Annotated in this window: 12 protein-coding genes, 1 other RNA gene and 1 pseudogene; 12 read left to right on the forward strand and 2 right to left on the reverse strand. The window is 52.5% G+C overall.

The features are described 5' to 3' along the window. The first annotated feature begins 32 nt into the window (after window positions 1-32). Window positions 33-432, forward strand: a transfer-messenger RNA (tmRNA) gene (ssrA, locus tag BFO_RS15175). A 9-nt stretch (window positions 433-441) separates the two neighbouring features. Here ssrA and BFO_RS11740 read toward each other — a convergent pair. Then, on the reverse strand, window positions 442-2,397 hold the full coding sequence (locus BFO_RS11740; protein ID WP_316928434.1) for a hybrid sensor histidine kinase/response regulator transcription factor: 1,956 nt from the start codon (window positions 2,395-2,397) through the stop codon (window positions 442-444). Between the two features lie 466 nt (window positions 2,398-2,863). Here BFO_RS11740 and BFO_RS11745 point away from each other — a divergent pair, with 466 nt between their 5' ends. Next, complete coding sequence (locus tag BFO_RS11745) at window positions 2,864-4,204, forward strand: IS1380 family transposase (protein WP_014223539.1); 1,341 nt, start codon at window positions 2,864-2,866, stop codon at window positions 4,202-4,204. On the opposite strand, the gene BFO_RS11750 is transcribed toward BFO_RS11745, so the two are convergent. Continuing rightward, window positions 4,157-4,831 (reverse strand): tetratricopeptide repeat protein, encoded by a 675-nt coding sequence (locus BFO_RS11750; RefSeq protein WP_157755321.1) that lies wholly within the window; start codon window positions 4,829-4,831, stop codon window positions 4,157-4,159. The two genes, BFO_RS11745 and BFO_RS11750, sit on opposite strands and share 48 nt — an antisense overlap. 382 nt (window positions 4,832-5,213) lie before the next feature. Between BFO_RS11750 and BFO_RS14205 the strand changes: the two genes are divergently transcribed. The 10 genes and pseudogenes from BFO_RS14205 (at window position 5,214) to BFO_RS14210 (ending at window position 19,869) form a co-directional block, all read left to right on the forward strand. After that, the gene (locus BFO_RS14205; RefSeq protein ID WP_014225972.1) at window positions 5,214-5,480 is read left to right on the forward strand and encodes a hypothetical protein; all 267 of its coding nucleotides are present in this window, start codon (window positions 5,214-5,216) and stop codon (window positions 5,478-5,480) included. A gap of 122 nt (window positions 5,481-5,602) precedes the next feature. Next, window positions 5,603-5,935, forward strand: a complete 333-nt coding sequence (locus BFO_RS11760) for a hypothetical protein (RefSeq protein WP_141729172.1) — start codon at window positions 5,603-5,605, stop codon at window positions 5,933-5,935. Window positions 5,936-6,057: 122 nt separating this feature from the next. Further along, entirely contained in the window at window positions 6,058-7,530 is a 1,473-nt protein-coding gene (locus tag BFO_RS11765) for a hypothetical protein (protein WP_046472695.1), read from the forward strand. A gap of 775 nt (window positions 7,531-8,305) precedes the next feature. Continuing rightward, window positions 8,306-8,473, forward strand: a pseudogene (locus tag BFO_RS16710) (hypothetical protein); the annotation flags it as partial. A gap of 48 nt (window positions 8,474-8,521) precedes the next feature. Then, the gene (locus BFO_RS14570; protein WP_244262915.1) at window positions 8,522-9,712 is read left to right on the forward strand and encodes a fibronectin type III domain-containing protein; all 1,191 of its coding nucleotides are present in this window, start codon (window positions 8,522-8,524) and stop codon (window positions 9,710-9,712) included. 292 nt (window positions 9,713-10,004) lie between these two features. Further along, on the forward strand, window positions 10,005-11,180 hold the full coding sequence (locus BFO_RS11775; RefSeq protein WP_014225976.1) for an Ig-like domain-containing protein: 1,176 nt from the start codon (window positions 10,005-10,007) through the stop codon (window positions 11,178-11,180). 52 nt (window positions 11,181-11,232) lie between these two features. Further along, entirely contained in the window at window positions 11,233-14,847 is a 3,615-nt protein-coding gene (locus tag BFO_RS11780; RefSeq protein ID WP_014225977.1) for an Ig-like domain-containing protein, read from the forward strand. Window positions 14,848-14,978: 131 nt separating this feature from the next. Next, complete coding sequence (locus BFO_RS15690) at window positions 14,979-15,146, forward strand: hypothetical protein (protein WP_014225978.1); 168 nt, start codon at window positions 14,979-14,981, stop codon at window positions 15,144-15,146. A 227-nt stretch (window positions 15,147-15,373) separates the two neighbouring features. After that, window positions 15,374-16,507 (forward strand): Ig-like domain-containing protein, encoded by a 1,134-nt coding sequence (locus BFO_RS11785; RefSeq protein ID WP_014225979.1) that lies wholly within the window; start codon window positions 15,374-15,376, stop codon window positions 16,505-16,507. A gap of 53 nt (window positions 16,508-16,560) precedes the next feature. Next, a complete protein-coding gene (locus tag BFO_RS14210) occupies window positions 16,561-19,869 on the forward strand; it encodes an Ig-like domain-containing protein (RefSeq protein ID WP_014225980.1) in 3,309 nt (1,102 codons plus the stop codon). The last annotated feature ends 276 nt before the right edge of the window (window positions 19,870-20,145 follow it).

Genomic DNA, 20,145 nt, shown 5'->3' on the forward strand with positions numbered 1-20,145 from the left:
GGTGATTTTCAAATCATTTACTTTTTATAGAAGGGGCTGACCGGTTTTGACAGCGGGCAGAAGTGGTTTGTAAGCATGCAGTGCGTCGTTGGCCGGCACTTTAATCTCGGTTGATCCAATTTTAACTGGCGAAAATAACTACGCTCTCGCTGCTTAATCGAAGCACAGTAGATTGAAGCTTAATCCTTACACAAGGTGTTTGGACGAGACATCACCCGGAAGCCGTGGCTTCGAGGCAATCCGAACCGGTGGTGCAGAAATGTCGGAGATAGCTTGACGGATGTCCCGTACGGCAAGTGAAAATTCAGGGAATAAGGTTGCGGTGGGTGGCTTCGGTCTTGCCGCAGCACGAAAATGAAGGCGAAGATAAGCATGTAGAAAGCAAATTAGTTCCTCGTTTGGACGAGAGTTCGAATCTCTCCAGCTCCACATTTCGGGCGATCAGTCCTCCCGTCGTCTGTACTCTGTGGGGGTTACGCCACACACATTCTTAAATGCCCGCACGAAATTGGGATAGGCATCAAAGCCGCATAAGTCTGCCACTTCCATAAAACGGATTGTAGGATCCTTGTCTAACAGGTTGCGAGCTTTTCTGATTTTGAGTCGCTGGATATAGACTGATGGCGCATAGCCTGTCAAGGCGTTGATCTTGCGGTAGAACTGCCGGGGACTCATGCACATGGTTGAGGCGACGGTTAATACATCGGTGGCTTGGTTCCGGCTGAGTTGCCTGTAAATGAAATCCGACACTTTGGCGAGGAAGCGTAAATCCGCTTCTTGAGGCATATCGAGGTCCTGCTTCTCATTCTCTTTGATTTCCATCGATATTTTTGCGAACTTTTCCTGCAGGAGTCGGCGTCCTTCTAACAACTTCTCCACCCTCGTGCGCAGTTCGTCGCTGTTGAACGGCTTGGCAAGATAGGCATCCGCTCCGGCTTCTATGCCCTCGATCCGCTCCTTTTCCGTAATCTTGGCCGTGACTACGATAATGGGGATATGGTTTACAATCTCATTGCCGCGAATCTGTCGGCATACTTCCAAGCCGTCCATGCCCGGCATCATCAGGTCGGTGATGATCAGGTCGGGGACAAGTGTGAGGGCTTTCTCCAACCCTGCGCCACCGTCGGTGGCGTAAGAGAGGGTGTAGCGGTCGGCAAATTGTGAGCCGATGTAGGCGGCCACGTCGGCATTATCTTCGATGATAAGCAGGTGGCAGGCATTGTCTTCGCTGTCGCTGTCTTGAGGATCGGGCGTGACTTCGGGAAGCAACGGCCGGTTCGGTTCCGTAGCGGTAGTGATCGGCTGTAGGCCACGATGGCGGATAGGCATGCTGATATGGAAGGTGGTGCCCCGGCCGAGCGTGCTCTCCACCGTGATCCGTCCTTCCACGGCATCCACGATTTGCTTAACGAGTGCCAGACCCACTCCCGTGCCGATGTTGCACGCCTCGCTCCCGGCCTGATAGAAGGGTTTGAAGATGTTCGAAAACTCCTCTCGCCCGATACCCCGGCCTGTATCCGAGACATCGATAAACAGCAGGTCACCCTCGCGCCACGTGAGCACGTTCACCTTGCCATAGGCCGGCGTGAACTTGAAGGCGTTAGAAAGCAGGTTGTTCATCATCTTGATCACATAATCAGGCACAAAGTCCATCTCCACCTCGCCTTTCGAGAAGAATTGCAGGTTGATGTTGCGGCTGAGGGCATAGTCGCGATAGCTCTCTATGATCATAGAGAGATAAGCTGTGATGTCGCCCGTGCGCCAGTCGGTGTTGCCCACGGCCGACTTGATCTTGGAGATGTCTAAGAGCTGGTTGATGAGGGTCAGCAGATTATTGCCTTGCCGCTCGATGGTACGGGCCTTGTCTGCGGTCTCCTCCGGATCGTCAATCGGTGTTTGCAACTCGTGGCTGAGCCCGAGGATGACCGTGAGCGGTGTGCGGAATTCGTGGGTGATGTTCGTAAAAAAATCTTCGCGCAGCTGGCTGACCTGTTTGAGGAGTCGGTGATTTCGGCGGCGTACCCGACCCATGTAGATGATGACGGCCATGACGAGCAGTAGCACGGCGACGAGGGCGATGCCAGCGATCAGGATGACGCGTTTTTCCGTGCGCTCGCGAGCCTGTTGCAGAGCCAGCTCTTCCGTCTTATACCTCACGTTGTAGTGGCTCACGTTCTGTTCCATGTCGTGGCGATAGATAGAGTCTTTCAGCTCGGCATAGCGCAGGAGGTGACGGCTGGCCTCGGTGGGGTTATTGCCTTTTAAGGCCTCGTAGAGTCCTATGCGCGAGCGGCTTTCGTTGTACATGTCTTTGCGTGCGGCAAACTTGTCGACTGCCTGTCTGAAGTAGTGAGCGGCTTCGTCGTGTGCCCCGCGGCGGTTGAGCAGCTCACCCATCTGGTTGCGGCAGATGGAGAGCGACAACTCGTTGCCGACCTCGTCTAAGATGGGGATGGCGTGTAGGAGGGAGCGCTCCGCTTCGGCGTCCAGCCCGAGATCCATCTGTGCCGTGGCCATCTGCGAGAGGCGTATGCCCACCTTGGCCGTGTTGCCCCGCGCCTCGTCGATCTCGCAGGCCCGACGAGCATAGTCTAACGCCTGCTGCGCCTTCCCCATGACATGATAAATTTCCGAGGCCATGCCGTATTGGATGGCCATGCGGTTTGAGTCGCCCGCTGCGGTGCTGTATCGGATGGCCTCTAAGATGTACCGTTCACCGTCGTCGAGCTGTTTGGCCACGAGGCAGATGCCCGCCAGCGTATTGAGCGAGCTGCTGGTGCGGCTCAAATCGCCATGCCTGCGACTGCTTTCAACCCAGATTCCGCGATAGAAAAAATCTTATCTTTGCATTTTATAATTTCTAATGCGTAGCGATAGACACAAAGCCGGTATGAAGTTTGAGTTATCCTTTACCAATAAAGAGATTACGCCTTGGGGCGGAATGGTATTTTTGAAGCAAATGTTAGACAAAATCGGGTTTAAAGAACAGGTGTTTTCTTGCCATTCTTTACCTACCCAAAACTCTAATCGTGCTTATGATGTGGACGTAATTTTAGAGTCTTTTATAACCAGTATTTGGTGTGGTGCCAACCGCTTTTTGCATACCGAGGTTACTCGGGCAGATAAGGCATTGGGACACATCTTCGGTTGGAAACATACCCCTGCACAAGACGTTTACAAGCGATATTTTTCCAAATTCAATGCCAAAACCAATTTGGAAGTTGCTCGTCATTTCTTTAGTTGGTTTTTCAAGAGTTTGAATATTAACTTTTTTACACTCGATATTGACTCTTCGGTAATTACTCGTTATGGGGAACAGGATGGCGCTACAAAAGGCTATAATCCTAAGAAAAAGGGCAGAAAAAGTCATCATCCCCTCATTGCATTTGTCAACGATATAAAAATGGTTGCCAATTTTTGGCTTCGTAGCGGAAACACGAATGCTTCCCATAATTTCATTGGTTTTTTGGAAGAGACTTTAGCCATGTTTGGCAACAAAAAAGTCGGCTTGGTACGACTTGACAGCGGTTTTTGCCAGGGAAATATATTTGACTGTTTGGAGGAAAAATCTTTACCTTACATTGTTGCAGCCCGATTTACACACCCCATTCAACACCTGATAGACAAACAGGATTTTTGGGTAAAAGTAGATGACGGTATAGAGATTTGCGACAAAACCTATCAGGCACAATCTTGGCAAAAACCAAGAAGAATCGTTATTGTAAGGCAAAAAATAGAGAAAAGACCTCAAGCGGGCGGAAAACAGTTGAGCCTTTTCCCCGAAGATGAAATCCATCGTAACTACCGATACTCTGCCTATTTTACGAATCAAACCTGCTCAATGGTCGATGTTTGGAGAACCTACCGTATGCGGGGAGATGCTGAGAACAGAATAAAAGAGTTGAAGCAGGATTTTGGGGCTGAAAGTTTTAATCTAAAAGACTTTTATGCAACCGAAGCTGCCTTGATTTTTTCGATGACAGCCTACAATTTAATGTCTCTGTTCCGTCTATTTGTTCTTCAAGAAAAAACGCAAAAAACACTATCTACACTGCGTTACAGAACCTTTGCTATAGGGGCATATTTTGAAAGGACCGGCGATACGCTCAAACTAAAAATAGCACTTACTAAAAAACGACGAAAATGGTTCATCGGACTATGGGATTACCCCATAAATCTGAACCAAAAAATTCCTATTGCGTAATCTGGGTTCAAGGCTCTTTTGCGCGTACTTGATGGCCTGCGCATAATCCGACATGCGGAAGTGAAACAACCCCACTAACCGTTCGCAGTCGCTTTGCAGCATCAGGTCACCGGCTCGATAAGTAAGTGGCAAGGCACGTGTGGCACAGCGCAGTCCCTCGTTATAATCCTGTACTTCATAGAAATATTCACCGGCCCAGTACCATACGAGCATCTCGAGGCTATCTGCGGGCATGCCGGGCGTGGCGTGGAGCAGGCTGTCGGTCATCTCTTCGCGATAGAGCAGGTCGAAGATGGGTTGGGCGGCGGCCATGCGACGCTTGCCGTGTTGGTGATCGAAATCATCCAACAGCCGGTTCATCTCGTGTCCGGGCTCCGAAGTGTCAACCCGCGCGGCGGAATCCACATGTCCGGCATGGCTGCTGTGGGCGATGCGGTCGGACGGACGTTTCGTGCGGCCGTCGCCGCACGAAACAAGCATGGAAAAGATCGAAATAAGCGCCCATATCACGCTTAAAGTCAATCCACCGCCACAGATATTCCAATGCTTGCACATAGGCATGGGATATAAACCGACTTTTTCGTCATGGGAATCGTGTTGCATAATTGATGATTTAGGATAGTTCATCGAAATGGGGTTCATTGTTCCTTTTGCAAATTGCAAAGATCGTAAAAAGTTCTATAACCGCCAATAGAATCCGAATAAAATTTTCATAAACATTGAATGCTCCTCCTACGATCGATTCACTGCCCCTCCTGATTTTCTCCGAGAATGGTTGACACGACCTTTTCCCAATGGCTCAAAATATTTATTTGTTAAAATCTGCAAAAATATCACTAATAAATTATTGTACACCAATAGATTATAGCAATAAAATGTCCAATAATGATACGTCTGAAAAATACAGAATGTCCGATATGAATAGGTTTTTGTCTGATTATGATAGTTGGTTTCGTTCCACCCGCCTTTAATTTTGCAAAAAATCAAACGCATAAAAAGTGCAAGCGATATGAAAGAACAAGTAGAAGATAGACGCAGCAAACAGCAGATGCGGAACATGCAATTTTCTGAAGACCGCTTTCAACTGTTCGACACGATACGCACGATTGTCAATGATGAACTTGACCGCCGCGGAGTGGTGAAACAGGAGGGCAACCCTCATCCCGAGAATCCTCCACCTGAAAAGACGGAACATCAGCCGTCCGAGAAAACGTCGCCTTGTCGCACTCTTTGGAAACGCATTGTGAGCCTGTTTACCTTCTGCCTGATAGAATGATTGCTGAGGTGTAGAGCTGATTGCTGCAACAGACCGCTGAACACGGACAACTGAACGCTGAATAACAATTAAATAAATTATTTACTGACTAATTTTAATTTAAAACATTTATCATTATGAAAATGAAAACAAGACATGATTACCCAATCCTTCTCCTCGCTCTAATCGCAGGGCTGATGGGATTCACAACCGGCGCCACATGGGCGCAAGACACCCAGCGCCCCACAGCGAATGGCTACATTTCCGGCTATCGGCTCTGCTGTGGACAAGAGGAAGTAAGTGATACATACCGATTCTCGAATGGTACGATGAAGCTCAACGTCAATCCGGTAACAAAGGAAGTGGAGGTTCTGCTCGTCAATGGAAAGATAAGAACAATGTCGGAAAATAATAATGCTGGCGATAGCAAGGAGCATATCTTCAGCATCAGCTATAAAGAGAAAATAACGGAATAAATAAAAACGACCCAATAATAACGCCTTTCGCCTTAATGGAATTACGACAAGGGCACTTACTTAATAATTGTTTTAATATATTTTAAACTATGATCAAAAATAATGATTTAAATTCAACAAGGATGAAACAAAACAGAATCATCACATTGTCAGTAGCCGTGGCGCTGGTATTTGCAATCAGTATACCCGCCGAGGCGCAATTTGGTAACGTTCTCAAAAATGCCAAGAGAAACGTCGAGCGTAAAGTGAAGAACAAAGCCGAGACCTCCGTCGATCGTACGACCGACAAGGCGATGAACAAGGCGGAAAAAAAGGTGATGGAGAAGACTGAGGAAAAGACGGGACTTCCCGTGTCCGAATCCTCGAACAACAACTCAAGCGTCTCCGATAAAGACGGCAGTACGCTTATCTCACTCTACAAGAAAGACTACGAGCCTTCGAAAGAGGCCATCGAAAACGATCCCGACGCATCGAACAACGACGTGTGGAAGCGCTCCACTCGTTCCTTTGCACAGATACACGCAGCCTACGAGCATCTCGACCCGAAGTACTTCCCCCTACAGCCCTACTACAAGTATCCGAAAATGTATGGGCTGGGTGATAATCTCCTCATCGGGCACAATGTACTCAACAAAATGATAGAGGCGGTGCTTAGCCAGAGACCGGGCGACTACGTTTACTTCCCACCTTTCATCCACGACGATAAGAACGGAGCCGAATTCGTTACTCCGGCAGGCGAGAAGATGGGCATCTACCACGACGATATCTTCCGTTATCCTTTCGCGGCAGCCTTTTTCGCCGACCCCAATAGCGACATTGCTGTGCAGAAACTCGCCGAGTTGCTGGTAATCCTCAGTCCGATCATGAAGTCGGGCGTGGAAATCAAACCCGAGACCTGCAATGACGACAAGGGCATACTCGATGCCAACCTCGGCATCGTGCTGCCGGCAATGGAATACGAAAAACTACGATTCAAGCGCGAACGTATCATGTTCAACATGGCCCTCAATGTGGTAGACTTCGACCTCATTGCCGACCGCGTCATCGACTGCTTCGAAAATGTGGAGAAGAACGATGAGATATGTCAGAAATACCCTTTGATCCGCGCCAAGTACTATCTGATGGGCACGGAACTCTACACCCAAATTCTTGTCCAGCACAAGGACTGGGACAAGAAGGAAGCCTCCGATCCCAAGGCACGCAAGGCCACGATGCTCTACACGCGCTGGACGGCCGACGGAGTGGTTGGCAAGATAATGGGCGCCGTGCGTGCGGGTAATGTTCCGGCTGTGGCGATGCCCAAGGGTGTGAATGTTTCGGGCGAACTCAAAACCAAGGGCGATGCCGCCGGACGCGAACTGGCCGGGCACCGAGGCGACGAGTTCGTCGAGGTGATCTATCACAGTAATAACTGGCAGGAAGTCAAGGAAAAAGTTTGGCCTTACAAAACCATCAAGTACACCATCAAGGCCGATCTCATTACCAAATCGGGCGGCAAGACGGTGCTCACCCATTGCTATCTCCAGAAGAGCGCCAACGGACAGAAGTATGTCATGGTTGTCGGCAGCGACCCGGAGCGGCACCCTGTGAAGTAGAGGATTGGTTGAACTAACCGCTGACGGCTGTAAAAGCCTTGAAAGGACACGTTACTTCAGCCCAATGTGGAACGAAGCGAAGCGAGTTACCTGATTTTCCGACCTGCAAGCGTCGCGAAGGCGTGTGAAGCGCACGAAGCCTCGACCTTTTGGTTACTTTTGGGTCAAGCCAAAAGTAACAGAAGAAGATTCTCCGCTCACGCTCTGAATGACAAAAGACTGTGTTCCAAACGCAAACGGCGCAAATAACCGCAAATAAAACTTGTGGAACTTGTGGTTAATCTGACCGCTGAATACTGAATAACAATTATATAAATAAAATAAATAAATATTTACTAACTAATTTAAACCATTTAGCATTATGAAAACAAGACATCATTACCCAATTCTTCTCATCGCCCTACTCCTTGGGCTGATGGGATTCGCAGAACACGCACAGGCCGATTATACCTTGGGGCACTACACCCGGGTGGAGGCCGATAACAACACGATCAAGTTGGCATGGACAAAAACCACCGGAAGTCAAGGCACCATGTCGTTACAGTTCCGTTACCGCGTAAGGTGGAGAGAGAGCGGCTACAGCACGTGGAAAGAGAAAACGACTACCGATTTGAATTTCACTATCAACGGGTCTTATAACACGATGTACGAGGTAGAGGTCATCTCTGAAGCCATCTATGGAACTGGCGGCGGATCGTATGGCGTGCGCAAAGTGAACACTATAGCCGATCCCGAGCTGCCCGGCGAGCTCACCATCACCCCCAAGGAGCTAACCATGGAAGCGAAGGCGAACGGTAAAATTGTGATAATCAGATGTAACAAGCCGTTCAAATTCAAAGGTCTCGATGCGCCGCGTTGGCTAACATACAGCGGGGGCGTCACCGGCTATAAGGATCGCCTAAGACTTTTGGTCCTCGCCTTAGCGAACACCGGCCCCGAACGCAGCGCCACCATCACCTTCAAGACCACTGCGGGCAATGTGACGCTCAAGGTGACGCAGAAGGGAGAGACCCCTGCCGCCGACACCGAGACGCCCAAGCCGGGCCATTTCGTATTAGGCTATCCCAAAGCCATTTCACCGACCGCGATCGAAGTGAAATGGACCCCCGCCAAGGACAACGTCACTGCGCAGGAGAAGCTGCGGTATCGGGTGAAATGTATCAGGCATTCTGATGGGAAGGAGGTAAAAACCAGTCCGGAATTAACCAACCAAACGGAATATACTATCACTGGCATCGAACCCGAAACGGAGTATAGAATACAGATAACGGTGTGGGACGAAGCCAATAACAGTGACGGATACGGCGATCCTATAGTCAAGACCCCGCCTGCCGCCGACACCGAGAAGCCCAAGCCGGGCGGTTACGTGGACGGCTATCCCAAAGCCATCTCACCGACCGAGATCGTAGTGAAATGGAACAAGGCCACAGACAACGTCACGAAGCAAGAGAAGCTGCGGTATCAGGTGAGGTGCGGTTTATTTAAGAAGCTGGTGAAGTCTAGTCCGATCTTAACCGACGAAACGGAGTATACCATCACCGACCTCCCCTATTCCGATATGACGTATGATATATCGGTAAAAGTGTGGGACGAAGCCGACAATGTTACATTCTATAGCGTGAAGGAGGTCAAGCCCCTGGAGAAGGAACCCAAACCCACCGTACAAGTCAGCTCCGTGATGCTGGATCAGCCGAAGGTCACGATCGACGGCGACCGCGAGTCGTTCCGGTTAGAGGCCACCGTGCTGCCCGCCAACGCCACCAACCCGGCGTTGCAATGGTCGAGCAGCAACGAAAGCGTGGCCACCGTAGAGGCCGTCTCGCTGTCCTCGATGCTGAAGTCGGGCACGGTCGAAGGCAGCGCCGTCACGGTACGCATCCATAAGAAAGGCAAGGCTGAGATCACGGCCCAAGCGATGGACGGCAGCGGCAAGACAGCCTCCTGTCAGGTGGAAGTCATCTCCACCGTCGGCAACGAAACGATCGACGGCCTGCGCGTCTACGCAGTCGATGGCGCACTGCACCTCACGCTGCTCGCACCGCAGATAGTACATCTATATGATGTAAGCGGCGCACTCGTCCGCACGATGGATGCCCCTGCCGGCGACCATGTTCTGCCGTTAGCTCCGGGTGTATATCTGGTACGCATCGGTGAGCAGATCGCGAAGGTGCTGATCAAGTAAAGACAGTCTCGCCTTGTGTGGATTGCCCCCCCCTCCGGCACACTTGCCGGAGGGATATAAAGAATATTCATCGCTGACACTCTGAATGAAAGGGAAGGAGAATTACGAATTACGAGAAGAGTAGTCAATGTAGGGGCGGACCTCTGTGTTCGCCTGTCATAACGCCAATATGAATATCCCCCCTGCCCCCCTTTAAAAGGGAGAATGCAGAGCTGATGGCTGACTGATGAGAACCGAACGCTGAATAACAATTAATTAAATATATTATATTCACATTTTAATTCAAATTATCATGGGAAAAAAAGCATTTTATTCAACAATGTTCATTGCGATCTTTGCAATGATCTTCGTGAGAGGAGCCTATGCAGGAATTGGCATCTCTCCCACAACGATGAACCTTAAGGTCGGCGAGACAGCCACCCTCACCATAAAGCCTGATACGCTAACCACCGGTTACGGAATCAAGAGTCTGAATAGGAGTATTGCGACTGTTAATCCGCCCGATGGCGTCGGGACGGCATCGTTCACCGTCACGGCCGTAGCCCCCGGAACAACAAAGATACAAATCCTCAGACTTATATCCGGTTCTTATGTTGTCACCGCCGAGTGCGCCGTCACTGTCACCGAGGCGCAGACCGAGGTGTGGCCCCAAAGCGCCACGCTGAGCCCCGCACGGATTACCCTCAGGGAGGGTGAAGAGGCCTCCATAGAGGCCGCCGTGCTGCCTGCCAACTACAATCAAGGCACGCCGCAATGGAGCGTGGAAAACCAGAACATCGCCTCCGTCACCGGCAGCGGACTCACGGCCACCGTCAAAGGCCTCGCCGTAGGCACCACCACGCTCCACTTCACCATCGGCAATGCTAACGCCAGCTGCGTCATCACCGTCACCGAGGCGCAGACCGAGGTGTGGCCTGAAAGCGCCACGCTGAGTCCCGCACGACTGACCCTCAAAGTCGGTGAACAGGCCTCCGTCGACGCTACCGTGCGGCCCGACAATTACAATCAGGGCTCGCTGAAGTGGAGCATCGACGACGAGCGTACGGCCAACGTTACACCCAACGGATTGTCCGCTACCGTCGAAGCGGTAGCCGCAGGCACAACGACCCTCCACTTCACCGTCGGCAAAGTATCAGCCTCGTGCACCGTTACCGTGTCCAAGGCCGAGGAGCCGAAGCCCGACCCTAAGCCAGAACCACTCGAGCCGGACGACTTGGGAGACATCGAAATCATGCCGGGAAGCATTGTGCTCAACGCTGGCGACCGCTGCCAGTTCCGCCTACAGGCAGAGCCCGAAGGCGTCCCGCTGCCCACACTCCAATGGAGCGTCACGGATGGCACCTCGGTGGTGAAGATCTTACGTGCCGAAGACGGCAGCTGCTGGATCGATACCCTTAAACCCGGTGGAGCCACGCTGACCGTCACCACGGGCGACTTCAAAGCCGAAGCACTGATTAGCGTCAAGTAACCGGGCTACGGATACATTTCAATCAATTCCTAACCATTAAAATCAGATAAAGATGAAACGATATATACTATGGATTGCCCTCGCCTTAGCAGGGCTGATGGGCTTCGCGACCGACGCGTGGGCCAAAAAAGCCAAGAAACCAAAACCCCAAGCCTATTTCGTACGCGTTGATCCATCAGTCCATGCCGGTGAAGTGTGGAAAGTAAAAATTGACATCCTCGATGCCCAGCCGGGTGAGACGTTCACCTACCACTGGCAATCGGGCTTTCCGCATGACAATACATGGGTTCACCTTGAAGACAACGCCGTGTATAGCGGTACACACACCTCGGAGTTTGGGTTTAAGACCAAAGTAGGAGCTACGAAAGGCTGGGCATTACCGTTCCGCTGTAAAATAGTGGGTAGCAAGAGCGGCAAATTCTATTCGAATGAAATCATGATGCCCGATGTCATCCCTTCGGAGAGTGGCGGGAAAGCCAGAGCCTACATCGTACATATCGGCTCGTCGGTCTATGCCGGTGAGGTATGGAAAGTGAAATTAGACATCCTCAACGCCCAGCCGGGCGAGACGTTCACCTACCACTGGCAGTCGGGCTTTCCGCAGGACAATACATGGTATCACCTTGGCGACAACGCCGTGTATAGCGGTACACACACCTCGGAGTTTGGGTTTAAGACCAAGGTCGGGGCTACGAAAGGCTTTCCAATACCCTTCCGCTGTAAAATAGTGGGCAGCAAGAGCGGCAAATTCTATTCAACTGAGATCATGATGCCCGATCCCATCCCCGATAAAGATCATCCCACGGCAGGGAAATACAAAGAAGACTATCCCAAGTACATAGGCAATGGAGTGATCGAAGTGAAATGGTGGCCCGGCGAAGACAACGCGACCCAACAAAAAGACTTGAGGTACTTGGTTACATGGAGGAAAAAACCGGGTAATACATGGTATGAAAGCAATATCTACGAAAACATCACATCCTATATGATTACGAACGTCGATCCGGATGCGAAGTATGAAGTGTTAGTCATTGTCTCAGACAAAACAGGGAACAGAAAATTTTACCCCTATAAAACCGTCAGCACCTTCTCTGCCCCCACGGCAGGTAAATACGTAGCGGGTTATCCCAAAGCCATCAGCCCCTACGGCATTAAGCTGCAATGGGAGCCCGCCACCGATGGAACGACGGTGAAGCCCCTGAAGTATCAGGTGCAGTGGATGAAAGCGTCGGAGAGCTACTGGAGCATGGGGTACCGTAGTGAAGAAAAAGCAGGGATGACGAAGTATATCATCGGCGGACTGATGGAAAACACCGAATATCTCATGAGGGTAAGAGTCGTCAACGCGAACGGTGCTGAAGCTTTCTACCGTCACGCTGTCGTTAAGACCCCATCGGTGGCATACTTCGAACAGCCGAAGTTTAAAGACAAGCGCATCAGCGTCGTTGAGAAGAGGGACCGCGCGGTCACACTGCAATGGAAGCCCGCCCAAGCCGGCTGGAAACCGAAGTCGGAGCTCCGGTATAAGGTCTTCGAAAAGGATGTGTGGAAGCTGAGGTGGGTATTCTTGGGAGAAGTCGTCGGTAAGACGGAATACACCGTGACTGGACTGGTACCTGATACATATTATCGGATGTTTGCCACAGTCGTCAATGAGGAAGGCCGGTCAACGGATCAGACCAATTATGCGGAGTTCCGTACCGAGAAAAAGCGTGATGAGATTCGACCCACATTTGATGAAGGCGCCCAAGTGACGGTGGACGAAGTGACTGAAACGTCTATCACCCTCTCTTGGCCGCAGGGTAAGGACAATGAAACGAAGGATGAGAAGATGAGATACACGATCATGGTCGATAAGCGGGGATATGCCAATCCGAAAACGCGTACCCATACGTTTACAGACCTCGAGCCGGGATCGACGCATAAGTATTGGGTTTACGCTCTCGACGAGAGAGGCAATAGGAGTAAGCCGCTCTTTGTGACTGTCACGACCAAGACGCCTGCTCCCCCCGACCTCTATCCGCCTTCCGTCTCCGAGTCTGGAGCGTTTGGCGCGACCTTCAAGCAGCCCACCTTGCGGTCAGGCAGTGGCTTAAAGCAAGTCTCCGTCACGCCCGCGGAGAACGCGCTGAAGCTCTCGTGGTCAGCCGCCGTTGACGATGTCACCCCCGTGCCCGAGCTGTTCTATGAGGTCTTCGTCAAGAAGTCGGCCGAAGCGGTTTGGCCGGCAAAGCCTTTAGGCACGAACAAGCTGACGCACACCCTGACCGGACTGACGCCCGGCACCGAGTATGACGTCTGCGTCACCGTCTATGACAAGACAGGCAAGCACACCGACTATCCATGGGTGCTTAAAGCCAAGACGAAGCCGTCCGTCGTCATCCCACACCCCGCATCTGTAGACATCGCGCCCGGTGTGCTCGACCTGCAAGTAAGCGCTTCGGCACGCCTCACGGCCACCGTGCTACCTGAAAATGTAGCCGACAAGAGTGTCACGTGGTCGTCCAACCTTCCGGACATCGCTTTGGTAAACCCTACAACGGGCGAAGTCACAGCCCTCGCCGTCGGTAAAGCTGAGATTACGGCCACGGCCAACGACAAGGCCGGCGGCACGAAGAAGAAGACGATCGGAGTGAACGTCTATGAGGGAGCGATGACGCAGCGGCTCGTCACCGAAGTGCGCATCATGCCGGCCGACTTGACGCTGTATGAAGGCGAAGAGATGGACTACACCGAAGACGTGCAGCCCGCCGAAGCGGACGATAAGGAGCTGACCTGGACAAGCAGCGACCCGACGGTAGCCACCATCGCCGCCGGCGGACACGTGAAGGCCCTGAAAGCAGGCACGACGACGATCACCGCCACGGCCGACGATGGCAGCGGCGCGTACGGGCAAGCTCGCATCACGGTAAGGCCCAAGGCTGAGGCTGCCGAGCGCAAGGCCACGGGCATCGTCGTGGATCAGAAGAAGTGCATACTGAAGGAGAAGGCTACGACCATGCTCACGGCACGCGTGCTGCCGGTAACGGCTGCGGATAAAGGCTTCCGCTGGTCGTCGAGCGATCCGCGGGTGGCGAGCGTCAACAGCGATGGCGTCGTGACGGCTCACCTGCCCGGCGGCACTGCACTGATTCGGGCTACGGCCGACGATGGCGGCTGGACGGACTACTGCGTCATCAAGGTCGAGGGCACCTCCGTGCAGCTGACTCCGAACGTCTTCACGTTAGAGCCGGGCGAGAGCCTCGAGCTCCAAGCAACGACGCAGCCGTGGGATTCGCCCATGACGAAGAGCTTCAGCTCGAATAACCTGAGCGTGGCCGAGGTGGACAAGGACGGCGTGGTGAAAGCCAAAGCCGTGGGCGATGCAACGATCACCGTCACCCTGAGTGGCGGCCAGAAAGCAACCTGCAACATCACCGTCAAGAAAGGCGGCGAAGGCAATGCTAACGAACTGATTGTCGATGACTCGAACTCTCGCGTATGGGCGGCCGACGGCATACTGTATCTCTCGACCGAACAACCGATCGATGTCGAAGTGTTCAGTTTCTCCGGCCTCCTGCTGAAAAAGTTCAAGGCATCCACGGGTACGACTCCCGTCGAACATCTGCCCACGGGCTTGTATGTCGTGCGCGTAGGACAACAGACAACAAAGGTTGTGATTCGATAACCACAGGCTGTGAAGGAAAGGGGCGGGCCCGACGTCCGCCCCCCTTTGCGAACCTTGCGGTTAAGAGCTTTGTTGAGCTGCTGAACTGACAACTGACAAAGCCCTGAAAGGGCGCGTTCATTCAGCCCAATATGGAGCGAAGCGAAGCGTTGGGGAAACAGGCGAACGCAGGGACGTTCGTCGATGAGCCTCGGGCGGTGAGCCGACGGAGCAGCGAGCAGGGCGAAAGAAAATCAGGCTGTCCGAAGCGAAGCGAGTTACCTGATTTTCCGACCTGCAAGCATCGCGAAGGCGTGTGAAGCGCACGAAGCCTTGACCTTTGGGTTACTTTTGAGTCAAGCCAAAAGTGAGAGAAAGGAGATTCTTCGCTTACGCTCTGAATGACAAAAGACCGAACGCAGAGGAACATCCCCCCTTCCCCCCCTTCAAAGGGGGGAAAAGCGAAGCGAAGGGGGAATACAGGGGACTGAAAACTGAATAACAATTAATTAAAATATATTATATTCACATTTTAATTCAAATTATCATGGCAAAAAGAGTATTTTATTCAACAATGTTCATTGCGATCTTTGCAATGACCTTCGTAAGAGGAGCTTATGCAGGAATTGGCATCTCTCCCACAACGATGAACCTTAAGGTCGGCGAGACAGCCACCCTCACCATAAAGCCTGATACGCTAACCACCGGTTACGGAATCAAGAGTCTGAATAGGAGTATTGCGACTGTTAATCCGCCCGATGGCGTCGGGACGGCATCGTTCACCGTCACGGCCGTAGCCCCCGGAACAACAAAGATACAAATCCTCAGACTTATATCCGGTTCTTATGTTGTCACCGCCGAGTGCGCCGTCACTGTCACCGAGGCGCAGACCGAGGTGTGGCCCCAAAGCGCCACGCTGAGCCCCGCACGGATTACCCTCAGGGAGGGTGAAGAGGCCTCTATAGAGGCCGCCGTGCTGCCTGCCAACTACAATCAAGGCACGCCGCAATGGAGCGTGGAAAACCAGAACATCGCCTCCGTCACCGGCAGCGGACTCATGGCCACCGTCAAAGGCCTCGCCGTAGGCACCACCACGCTCCACTTCACCATCGGCAATGCTAACGCCAGCTGCGTCATCACCGTCACCAAGGCGCAGACCGAGGTGTGGCCCCAAAGCGCCACGCTGAGTCCCGCACGACTGACCCTCAAAGTCGGTGAACAGGCCTCCGTCGACGCTACCGTGCGGCCCGACAATTACAATCAGGGCTCGCTGAAGTGGAGCATCGACGACGAGCGTACGGCCAACGTTACACCCAACGGATTGTCCGCTACCGTCGAAGCGGTGGCCGCAGGCACGACGACCCTCCACTTCACCGTCGGCAAAGTATCAGCCTCGTGCACCGTTACCGTCACGGAGGCCGGAGAATTCAAGACCATCGACATCGTGCCCGCAAGCATCGAACTCTATGCCGGCGACCGAGGCAAGTTCCACGTCAAAACCACGCCTGAGAATGCCACGCTGCCTGCACTCAGCTGGAAAGTCACCGAAGGCACTTCGGTAACGAAAATCTTACGCACCGAAAATGGCAACTGCTATATCGACGCCCTCCGACCGGGTCAGGCCGTATTGACCGTCACCGCCGGAAACCTCAAAGCCGAAGCGATGATTTTCGTCAAATAATCGGGCGACAGACCATCTTTAACGAATTAATAACCATTTAAAATCAAAACAATATGAAACGATTAATATTATTAACGCTTCTCACCCTGATAGGGTGGATAGGTGCAACGAATACGTTGCGAGCCGAAAAGTACGGCAAGCTGTTTGGGGTAGATATCACAGATAAAAACTGCCACGATCTCGTCAAAGCCGTTAACGACTACGCATATAAGTATAGCATTAAGTTTTTCGAAGCCTCGGGTAAGCTGTCATACGATCATTCGACCCACACGCTCACCATGGAGAACCTCACCCTCTCCTGCAAATTGAGCGGCCTCGATGGGATCGCTATCAGGCCCAATGATGAGATAAATAAGAGCCAGCTCAAGATCGAGGTGATAGGAACGAATACGGTCAATTGCAAAACCGCTCTCATCACGTATGGTGAGGGGATGGGAAAGGGCACACTCGACATTAAAGGGCCGGGCACGCTGACCGTCAACTGTGAAGACGGTTACTACTGTGCCACAGTGGAAATGCGTGCCGGAGCCCATTTGGACGTACATTGCAAGGAACTTTGCATCAACGTAAAGAACAATGCCGGCATCGGCACCCATCGTCAGCCTTCCCCTTCGACCGTCTCGGTGCACGAGGGGGCTTTCCTGAAGATAACATCCGCTAATACACATAGTGATATAGGCGCCTTCACCAATGTGGATAACCTGCGGATAAACGCCAATTCCAAAATCCATAAGCCCGCCAGTGGTCAGTTCAACTACAGCAAGAAGACCGTAACGGACGGCGTGGGCAACTTAGCCAAAGAGGTGATCATCGCACCCAAATCGTGGATGAGTGACGAAGACGATACTCCGCCTACTGCGAAAGGTGATCTGACCGCCACTCCCACCGACAAGACCATCGCCCTGAGCTGGAAAAGAGCCTCCGACAACAAAACGTTACCGGGCAATCTGCGCTATCAAGTCCGGTGGAAAAGAACATCGGATAAGTCATGGAAGTATAGCCACAGTGAGGACAAGATGCCTAAAGACATGACGTCATACACCATCGAAGACCTCACACCGAAGACCAAGTACGATGTAGATGTGAAAGTCTGCGATGGAGCCGGCAACGCGAGCTACTACGGTAAAAAAACAGTCCAAACTAAAGAGACTACTCCAGAGCTGGTGCTCAAGGACAAAACCCTCACCGTCACCGGAAAAACGGACCATTCCGTCTCACTGCAATGGCACGCCGCCACCTACGGCACCCGACCGCATTCGGAGATCAAGTACTCCATAGTCTATCGACTGAAAGGTGAGGAGACATGGAAACACAGCACATTGCTCTACGGAGAGACGGAACACACCGTGACCGGGCTTATGGCCGATACGGAGTATGAGTTTTGGGTCTTGGTCTTCCATAAAAGTATGGACATAACATTGGTCTATACTGACAAGGCGGAAGCCCGAACCGACAAACTTGTTGATAAAACCCCGCCCACATTCCCCGAAGGTGCTCGAGTGAAGGTGGACGAAGTGACCGAAACGACCGTCAAAATCTCGTGGCCGAAAGCTACGGACGACCGAACGCCGCAAAACAAGATTCGATATACAATATACAAAAACTGGAAGTACAATTATTCTATTGGTATCGACGTCGATTCACACACTTTTGACCTACTTGCGCAGGACACAAAGTATAAATTCCAGGTATATGCCATCGATGAGGTGGGCAACTGGAGTAAGTCCCTCGATACGATCATCAAGACCAAGAAGAAAGTCGTGCCCGACACTGAGCCGCCTTACTTCCCCAACGGTCAGGAGCTCTCCGTCACTGCGACCGAGACGTCGCTGAACGTCTCGTGGCCGGCCGCAGCCGACAAGGTGACCGCAACGAACGACCTGCGTTACACATTTTTCTTCTCGCGGTCTGACGCATCGTATTGGCCGGGGAATACTCTCGGCAAGAACGCGCTTTCGCACACCGTCACCGGACTGCAGCCCGATACCGAATACAACATCTGCGTCACCGTCTATGACGAAGCCGCTAACTCGGCCGACTACACGTGGAAGCTCAAAACCAAGACGAAAGCATCCGACAAAACGGTACATCCGGCTTCCGTAAGTATCGCACCCACGTCGCTCGACCTCGAAACGGAAAACAAAGCCACGCTCACAGCCACCGTTTTGCCCGCCGATGCCAAAGATAAGACCGTCACCTGGTCGTCCAACCTGCCGGCCATCGCTTCGGTTGATGCCGTAACGGGCGAAGTCACAGCCCTCGCACCGGGTAAAGCCGAAATCACCGCTACGGCCAACGACAAGGCTGACGGCACGAAATCGGAAACCATCGAAGTGCGCGTCAAGGCGAAAAAAGTCCGGAAACTCGTCACCGACGTCTCCGTCATGCCGGCAGTGCATACGATGGTTGAAGGCGACATCTTCTACTACAGTGGCATTGTGGAGCCCGAGGATGCCGACGAAAAAGCCTTGACCTGGACAAGCAGCGACCCGACGGTGGCGACCGTAAGCAAAGGCGGCGGATTCATCAATGCCCTGAAGGCCGGCACAACGACCATCACCGCTACGGCCAACGACGGCAGCGGTAAGTACGGCCAAAGCACGCTCACAGTCAAGACCCCGATCCTCGTCATTGCAGCAACGGGCATCGTAGTCGATCAGACGGATATATCGCTCTACGAAGGCGGAACGGCTACGCTTACCGCACGCGTTCTGCCGGCCGATGCCGCGAGTAAAGGCTTCACCTGGTCGTCGAGCGATCCGACGGTGGCCAGCGTCAGCAGCGACGGCGTCGTGACGGCTCACCTGCCCGGCGGCACCGCCCTGATCACGGCTACGGCCGATGATGGCGGATGGACAGACTTCTGCACCGTCCGTGTCAAAGGCACGTCCGTCAAGATTACGCCCAGTGCCTTTAGGCTCGGCTTGGGGGAATCGCTCGAACTTACGGCCACGACCGAACCGTGGGATTCGCCCATGACCAAGAGCTGGAGCACGAACCGCCCGGGCGTGGCCGAGGTCAACAAGGAGGGTGTGGTGAAAGCCGTAGCCGAAGGAGATGCCGTGATCACCGTCACGCTGAGCGGCGGACAGAAAGCCAACTGCTACATCACCGTCAAGAAAGGCGGCGAAGGCAATGCTAACGAACTGATTGTCGATGACTCGAACTCTCGCGTATGGGCGGCCGACGGCATACTGTACGTCTCGACCGAGCAACTGATCGATGTCGAAGTGTTCAATTTCTCCGGCCTCCTGCTGAAGAAGTTCAAGGCATCCACGGGTACGACTCCCGTCGAACATCTGCCCGCGGGTTTCTATGCCGTGCGCATAGGACAGCAGACAACAAAGGTTGTGATTCGATAACCATAAGCTGCGAAGGAAAGGGGCGGGCTCCGTGTCCGCCCCCCCTTTGTCATTCCGAACGTAGTGAGGAATCTCGCGAGGAAAAAGAAGGAGATTCTTCGCTTCGCCCTGAATGACAAATTAATGGTTAATTGTTATGCCGGGTACACGGAATCCGAACGCCACCCTTTGTCATTCCGAACATAGTGAGGAATCCCGCGAGGAAAGGAAAGAGATTCTTCGCTTCGCTCTGAATGACAAATTAATTGTTAATTGTCAATGGTTAATTGTTATGCG

Source organism: Tannerella forsythia 92A2 (genome assembly GCF_000238215.1).
Classification (GTDB): Bacteria; Bacteroidota; Bacteroidia; order Bacteroidales; family Tannerellaceae; genus Tannerella; species Tannerella forsythia.

What these genes read in the sequence shown, in the direction of transcription:
- BFO_RS11740 (WP_316928434.1), bottom strand. Translation starts at nt 2,397, where the DNA reads ATGGGTGAGCTGCTCAACCGCCGCGGGGCACACGACGAAGCCGCTCAC.
- BFO_RS11745 (WP_014223539.1), top strand. Translation starts at nt 2,864, where the DNA reads ATGCGTAGCGATAGACACAAAGCCGGTATGAAGTTTGAGTTATCCTTT.
- BFO_RS11750 (WP_157755321.1), bottom strand. Translation starts at nt 4,831, where the DNA reads ATGAACTATCCTAAATCATCAATTATGCAACACGATTCCCATGACGAA.
- BFO_RS14205 (WP_014225972.1), top strand. Translation starts at nt 5,214, where the DNA reads ATGAAAGAACAAGTAGAAGATAGACGCAGCAAACAGCAGATGCGGAAC.
- BFO_RS11760 (WP_141729172.1), top strand. Translation starts at nt 5,603, where the DNA reads ATGAAAACAAGACATGATTACCCAATCCTTCTCCTCGCTCTAATCGCA.
- BFO_RS11765 (WP_046472695.1), top strand. Translation starts at nt 6,058, where the DNA reads ATGAAACAAAACAGAATCATCACATTGTCAGTAGCCGTGGCGCTGGTA.
- BFO_RS11775 (WP_014225976.1), top strand. Translation starts at nt 10,005, where the DNA reads ATGGGAAAAAAAGCATTTTATTCAACAATGTTCATTGCGATCTTTGCA.
- BFO_RS11780 (WP_014225977.1), top strand. Translation starts at nt 11,233, where the DNA reads ATGAAACGATATATACTATGGATTGCCCTCGCCTTAGCAGGGCTGATG.
- BFO_RS15690 (WP_014225978.1), top strand. Translation starts at nt 14,979, where the DNA reads ATGGAGCGAAGCGAAGCGTTGGGGAAACAGGCGAACGCAGGGACGTTC.
- BFO_RS11785 (WP_014225979.1), top strand. Translation starts at nt 15,374, where the DNA reads ATGGCAAAAAGAGTATTTTATTCAACAATGTTCATTGCGATCTTTGCA.
- BFO_RS14210 (WP_014225980.1), top strand. Translation starts at nt 16,561, where the DNA reads ATGAAACGATTAATATTATTAACGCTTCTCACCCTGATAGGGTGGATA.